The organism is Terriglobales bacterium (assembly GCA_035937135.1).
Taxonomy (GTDB): Bacteria; Acidobacteriota; Terriglobia; order Terriglobales; family Acidobacteriaceae; genus DASYVL01.
Genome location: DASYVL010000192.1, coordinates 1 through 6,562, shown reverse-complemented (window position 1 = coordinate 6,562; position 6,562 = coordinate 1). Strand labels below are relative to the sequence as shown.

General features: G+C 66.9%; 6 protein-coding genes. 5 read left to right on the top strand and 1 reads right to left on the bottom strand.

Annotation, left to right across the window (positions count from 1 at the left end; all coding sequences use genetic code 11):
- Together VGQ94_11120 and VGQ94_11115 are read left to right on the top strand one after the other, a co-directional pair.
- Positions 1–1,004: hypothetical protein (locus VGQ94_11120; GenBank protein HEV2023060.1), on the top strand; the 1,004-nt coding region annotated here is incomplete at its 5' end.
- Positions 997–2,367: an amino acid permease gene (locus VGQ94_11115; GenBank protein HEV2023059.1), complete on the top strand. Its 1,371-nt coding sequence runs from the start codon at positions 997–999 to the stop codon at positions 2,365–2,367. The genes VGQ94_11120 and VGQ94_11115, both read left to right, overlap by 8 nt.
- 12 nt (positions 2,368–2,379) lie before the next feature.
- On the opposite strand, the gene glgA is transcribed toward VGQ94_11115, so the two are convergent.
- Positions 2,380–3,831, bottom strand: a complete 1,452-nt coding sequence (glgA, locus tag VGQ94_11110; GenBank protein HEV2023058.1) for a glycogen synthase GlgA — start codon at positions 3,829–3,831, stop codon at positions 2,380–2,382.
- 41 nt (positions 3,832–3,872) lie between these two features.
- Between glgA and rsmA the strand changes: the two genes are divergently transcribed.
- The 3 genes from rsmA to VGQ94_11095 form a co-directional block, all read left to right on the top strand.
- Complete coding sequence (gene rsmA / locus VGQ94_11105; protein HEV2023057.1) at positions 3,873–4,685, top strand: 16S rRNA (adenine(1518)-N(6)/adenine(1519)-N(6))-dimethyltransferase RsmA; 813 nt, start codon at positions 3,873–3,875, stop codon at positions 4,683–4,685.
- Between the two features lie 110 nt (positions 4,686–4,795).
- Positions 4,796–5,599 carry an AmmeMemoRadiSam system protein B gene (gene amrB / locus VGQ94_11100; protein HEV2023056.1) on the top strand — a complete coding sequence of 268 codons (804 nt, stop codon included), beginning with the start codon at positions 4,796–4,798 and terminating at the stop codon, positions 5,597–5,599.
- 127 nt (positions 5,600–5,726) lie between these two features.
- The coding region (locus VGQ94_11095) for a hypothetical protein (protein HEV2023055.1) at positions 5,727–6,562 on the top strand (836 nt) is incomplete at its 3' end.

The window sequence follows — 6,562 nt, the reverse complement described above, 5'->3', positions numbered from 1 at the left end:
CCCTGCTGACCCTGGTCTATACCTTCGAGGGCGGGATGCGCGCCGTCATTTGGACCGACGTAGTGCAGATGGCCATCTACGTCGGCGGGACCATCGTGGGACTGGTGACCATCCTGCATCTGGTCCCCGGAGGATGGCCGGCGATCCAAACAGCCGCCGGCGCCGCGGGGAAGCTGCACGTGTTCAATTTCTCCACGGCGCTCAATATGCCGTACTCCTTCTGGGCGGGATTGATCGGCGGGACCTTCCTGACCACCGCCAGCCACGGCACCGACCAATTGATGGTGCAGCGCCTCTTGGCGGCGCGCAGCCAGCGGCAGGCCAGCGTGGCGCTGTTGTCGAGCGGCCTGGTGATCCTGTTCCAGTTCACGCTCTTCCTGCTGGTGGGAACGGCGCTCTTCGTCTTCTACCGGATGCAGCCGCCGGCGCAGGCGTTCGCCTCCTCCGACCGCATCTTTCCCACGTTCATCGTCACCCAAATGCCGGTGGGGATCGCCGGGCTGCTGATCGCCGCGATCCTGGCGGCGGCCATGTCGAACCTGAGCGCGGCGCTCAATTCCCTTTCCGCCACCTCCATCGTGGACTTCTACCTGCGCCGCAAGCCGCAAGCCAGCGAGAGCCAGCGGGTGTGGATGTCGCGCGCGGCGACGATCGGGTGGGCACTAGCGCTGTTCGCATTGGCGCTGCTCTCGCGCCGCGGAGGGCGCGTGGTCGAGGTGGGGCTGACCATCGCTTCCGTCGCCTACGGGGGTCTGCTGGGCGTCTTCCTGCTGGGAGTGCTGACGCGCCGCGCCACCGAGAATGGCGCGATGGTTGGCATGGCCTGTGGTCTGGCCCTGAACCTCTACTTGTGGCTGGGAGCGGCGCACCTGGAGTCCTGGCTGGGCTTCCGCATCGCCTGGACGTGGTTCGTCACGCTGGGCACGCTGGTGACGTTCGCGGTGGGATATCTTGTAAGTCTGGCCTCCAAAGAAGCGCCGAGGAGTGACGCGGTCAATGCCTGAGAGGTCCAAACACCCCACCGATCTGGTGCGCGACCTGGGCCCGAGCCACGCTACCGCGCTGGTGGTGGGCACGGCCATCGGCAGCGGCATCTTCCTGGTCCCGGCGGAGATGATGCAGGCGGTGGGCACGGCCAAGCTGGCCCTCCTGGTCTGGATCGTAGGTGGGCTACTTTCCTTCTTCGGCGCGCTCACCTACGCCGAGCTGGGCGCGATGAAGCCGCAGACCAGCGGCGAGTACGTCTACATCCGCGACGCCTACGGGCCTCTGCTCGGCTTCCTCTACTCCTGGACGTGGTTCCTCATCGCCAAGCCCGGCTCCATCGCCACCATCACCATCGGGATGGTGCGCGTGCTGGGAACCTTCCCGCAGCTAAGTTTTCTCTCCGAGCCGGTGATGATCCGGCCGATGGTGGTGAGCTACGGGCAGCTGGTTGCGATCGGCGCGACGTTGTTCATTTCGCTGCTGAATTACCTGGGGGTGCGCAAGGCGGGCAACTTCCAGGTGGTGTTTACGGTGCTGAAGGTGGCCATGATCGCGGGCATCGTGGTGGTGGCGTTCACTTCGAGCGCGGGCTCGTGGGCGAACTTCGGTACGGCCTTCGCCGGCGCCAAGGGCGGGATGGCCGGCTTCATGATGGCGCTGGTGGCGGCGCTCTGGGCCTACGACGGCTGGAACGACCTCAACATGGTGGCGGGCGAGGTGCGGCGGCCGGAGCGCAGCATCCCCATCGCGCTGATCCTTGGAATGGCGGTGATCGCGGGGCTCTACATCCTGAACAACGCGGCGGTCGCGTACATGATGCCGGCGGCGGGCATCGCCGGTTCGGAGCGCCCGGCGGTGGAGGCGACGAGGCTGGCGGTGGGAGCCTGGGGAGCGATGGCGGTCTCGGCCGGGATGGCGCTTTCCATGCTCGTCACCCTGAACGGGACGGCTATGAGTGGGGCGCGCGTGCCCTTCGCCGTGGCCCGCGACGGCTACTTCTTCTCCGCGCTGGCGGAGGCGCATCCCAAGTTTCATACGCCCTCGACGGCCATCGTGGTGCAGGCGGGGATGGCGGTGCTGCTGTTGCTGTTCGCGGGCTCGTTCCGCGAACTGTTCTCGCTGACCATCTTCGCCGAGTGGCTCTTCTACATGATCGCGGCCAGCACGGTGTTCGTTTTCCGCGTTAGAGAGCCGGACGCGCCGCGGCCGTTCAAAACCTGGGGATATCCGGTAGTGCCGGCGCTGTTCGTGGCCGCCTCGGCGGTGCTGCTCTATTACACCTTTACCGCCGACCTGCGGAACTCGGCGGCGGGGGTGCTGCTGATCTTGGCGGGCGTGCCGGTGTTTTACTTCTTCAAAGCGCGGCGGGCGAAGGCGTGATTTGGGGCGGCGCTACGACGCGCGCAACTGCCGGGCTTTCTCGTAGACGCGGACGTACTCTTTGGCGCTCGCAGTCCAGGAGAAGTCCTTGGCCATGCCGTTGCGCATGAGCGTCTGCCAGGAAGACTTGTCCTGGTAGGCGGCCAGGGCGGCGCGCAGGGTAGCGAGCAGGGCCTCGCCGTTATATTCGGTGAACTTGAAGCCGGTACCCTTGCCGCTCTTGGCGTCCCAATGCTCGATGGTGTCGTCGAGGCCGCCGGTGGCGCGCACCACGGGCACGGTCCCGTACTTCAGGCTGTAGATCTGGTTGAGGCCGCAGGGTTCGTAGCGCGAGGGCATGAGGAACATGTCGGCGCCGGCCTCGATCTTGTGGGCGATGGCGTTGTCGTAGGCGACCTTGACCGCGATCTTCTGCGGGAACTGCTTGTTGAGGCGGCGGAAGAGGTCTTCGTACTCTTTATCGCCGTTGCCCAGGGCGACGATGATGAGCTCCTCGCGCGCCAGGCGGTCAGCGATCTGGGAGATGAGGTCGAAGCCCTTCTGCGCGGCAAAGCGGGAGACGATGCCGATGACGGGCAGCGCGGGGTCGGCGCCGGCGATGCCGAACTCCGTGAGCAGATCCTTCTTGCAGACGGCTTTGCCCGTGAGGTCGGCCGGGGAGTAGCGGGTGATGAGGAACTTGTCCTTCTCCGGGCTCCACTGCTCGTAGTCCACGCCGTTCAAGATGCCAGTGACGGTGGCAGCGCGGGCGCGCAGCACGCCCTCCAGCCCGAAGCCGTATTCGGTGGTCTGGATCTCCTGGCTGTACTTCTTGCTGACCGTGGTGATGAAGTCGGAAAAGACCAGTGCTCCCTTGAGGAAGTTCACCTGGCCGTAGAATTCTAGCTTGTCGATGGTGAACAGGTCCCAGGGCAGCAGCAGCAGAGGTAAGGTGTCCGGGGCGAACAGGCCCTGGTATCCCATGTTGTGGATGGTGAAGACCGAAGGGACGCCGCGGAAGACCGGGTCCTCGGAATACATGGAGCGCAGGAGTATGGGAATGAGCGCGGACTGCCAGTCGTGGCAGTGGAAGACGTCGGGGACGCCCAGGATCTTCGAGGCCTCGAGTACGGCGCGGGAGTAGAGGGCGAAGCGCTCGGCGTTGTCGGGAAAATCGCCGCTGGGGGTGCCGTAGAGGGTGTCGCGCTCGAAGAAGTGTGGGTACTCGATGAAGTAGAATCGCACGCCGGAGAGCGAGCCACCGTCCAGCACCGAGCAGAAGCGGTACTGGTCGTCAAAGGGGATGGTGAGCGAGCGGACGACGGTTTCCGACTTGGTGAGCTTGGTCTGCTTGTAGCGCGGCAGGAAGACGGTGACCTGGTGGCCGAGGGCGGCCAGGGCGGAGGGCAGCGCGCCCACCACGTCGGCGAGGCCTCCGGTCTTGGAGAACGGAACGCACTCGGATGCCGCAAAGGTGATGTGCATCGGAACCTCCCGGGACGGGCGGTAGAGGAAGCCTGAGTCTAATGTCGGAAGCGCCAAGGGTCAATCGAAGAGCGAGCCGCAAGCGCCCGCGGCTGGGGCAGAACCTGCTCACCGACCCCGGGGCGGCAGAGCGCATCGTCGCAGCACTGGGCGACGTGAGCCAGGCTACGGTGGTCGAGATCGGACCGGGGCGCGGCGCGCTGACCGATTTGCTGGCGGGGCGCGCCCAGCGGCTGATCGCGGTCGAGCTGGACCGTATCCTGAGCGCGCAGTTGCGGATGAAGTATGACGCGCGGAGCAACGTTGAGATCGTCGAAGGCGACGTGCTCCAGGTCGACCTGGCAGCGCTGATAGGCCGCGAGCGGAAGGCGCGCGTGGTCGGCAATCTGCCCTACTACATCACCTCGCCCATCCTGGAGCGCCTGTACCGCTTCTGGGAGAGCATCGACTTCATCGTGCTGCTGGTGCAGCGGGAGGTGGCCGAGCGCATGGCAGCGCGGCCCGGCAGCCGCGACTATGGCCTGCTCTCGGCGGTGACGCAATTGCACGCGCGCGTGGAGAAGTTGTTCACGCTGCCTCCGGGAGCGTTCTCGCCGCCGCCCAAGGTGCACTCAACCGCGGTGCGGCTGACGCCGATTTCCCAGAATCCGGGTGGGCCCGCGGATGGGTTCATCGAGTTCCTGAAGTTCTCCTTCGGGCAGAAGCGGAAGACGTTGGCAAACAATCTGAAATCGCGCTATGGCGAGGCGGCGGTGCGGGCGGCACTCGCGGCTGCCGGGCTGCGAGCGGACGTGCGGGCGGAGGCGGTGGGGCTGGAGAAGGCGGCGGAGGTCTTCCGGAGTCTGACCGCGTGACGCGGGCGTGGACGCCTGCGCCACAGCCGGCGAGACGCCGGCGCTGCGGCTGGCCTTTTCATCACGGCGGCGAGACAATCGGGGATAGAAGGCGGTGAGCGGTGAGCAGCATGGTGCGGCATCCGGCGGTGGCGGGTCGCTTCTACCCCGGCGATCCGGCAGTGCTGCTGCGCGACGTGAAGTCCTACGTTGCGGCCGGCGGAGAGAAGGTCAGCGCGCTGGGCTGCGTGGTCCCGCACGCCGGCTACATGTACTCCGGGCACGTGGCGGGAGCAGTGTACGCGCGGCTGAAGCTGCCGCGGCGCTACGTCATCCTGTGTCCCAACCACACCGGGATGGGCGAGCCGCTGGCCATCATGAGCGCAGGAACGTGGCGCACGCCGCTGGGCGAAGCCAGAATCGACCAGGCGCTGGCCGAAGAGCTGATGCGCAGCTACAGCTGGCTGACGGAAGATGCGGCGGCACATCGCAGCGAGCACGCGCTCGAAGTCCAGCTTCCCTTCCTGCAGGCACTCCAGCCCGAGTTCAGCTTCGTCCCCATCGCGCTGGGGACGGCGAACTACGAGGTGCTGGCGTCGCTGGGCGAGGCCATCGCAACCGTCCTCGAGGCGCAGAAGGAGCAGACGCTGATCATCGCTTCGAGCGACATGAACCACTACGAGTCCGACGCCATCACCCGCGTCAAGGACGGGAAGGCCATCGAGAGGCTGCTGGCGATGGATGCGCGCGGGCTGTACGACGTAGTGGTGGCGGAGGACATCAGCATGTGCGGCTTCGGGCCGGCGGTGGCCATGCTTTCGGCGGCCGGGAGGCTGGGAGCGAAGTCGGCGGAGCTGGTGAAGTACGCGACCTCGGGCGACATTTCCGGCGACCGCAGCGCCGTGGTGGGGTATGCGGGAGTGGTGGTGAGCTAGAGACACGGGAATAACGCAAGATGCAAGGCCGCGGGCGAGGCGCCCGCGCCACGTACTCGCGAAAAGAACGGGCGACCGATGAAGGTCGCCCGTTGCCTTTAGAGAGGAAGCCGCCTATTTCGGGGTAGTGCTGGTAGAGCTCTTGGGGCTGCTGGAACTGGAGCTGCGCCCGCTGCTCGAGCTGTGGCCGCCTGCCGAAGAACTTCCGCTGCTGGCGTGGCTGCCGCCTGAGCTGCTTCCAGAACTTCCGCTGGAACTGTGCCCACTGCTGGAGCCGGAGCCGGAAGGGGAGCTGCTGTGGCCGGAGCTTCCGCTGGCGCTGCCGCTACCGCCGGAGCTCGAACTGGATGATCCAGAACTCGAGGAACCGGTGCTGGAGGCAGCTGAGCCCGAGGAGCCGGAACTCGGCATGAAGTTCTCACGCCGAGGTTCGCGGCGCGGCTCCGGGGACCTTCCGCCACCCGAGGTGGGAGCAGGATCAGCCGCCGGAGAAGTTGCGTCCGAGCCGGAGCTGCTGCCACCGCTCCCGCCGGAGCTCGCACTGCCGCTCGAACCCGAACCCGCGGTCGGGGAGTCGTTGGTGATGCTCGGAGGCAACTGGCGGCGTGGCTCTGGGACCCGTTGCCGCCCGGAAGCGGGCGAAGAACCCTGCGAAGCTGCGCCGGAACCGCCCGAGGTTGGGCTGCCGCCCGAAGAGCCAGAACTTCCCGAACCGGAGTTGGTGATCACCACTCCCGACTGGCCGCCGGCACCGCGGCGCTCGCGGGCATTGCGAATCGCCTCCTCAAGCTCGATCTCGCGCTCGCGTCCGGAGGGACGCCGGCCGGAGTCTGCGGCCGGCTGGCCGCTTCCGCCGGAACCAACGGACCCGCCGGAGCCGCTCCCTGCACTCACACCGGAGCCGGAGCCGCCGGAGGGCGTAGCTCCCGGGCCGGAGCCCGGGGTGCCGACCCCACCGGAGCC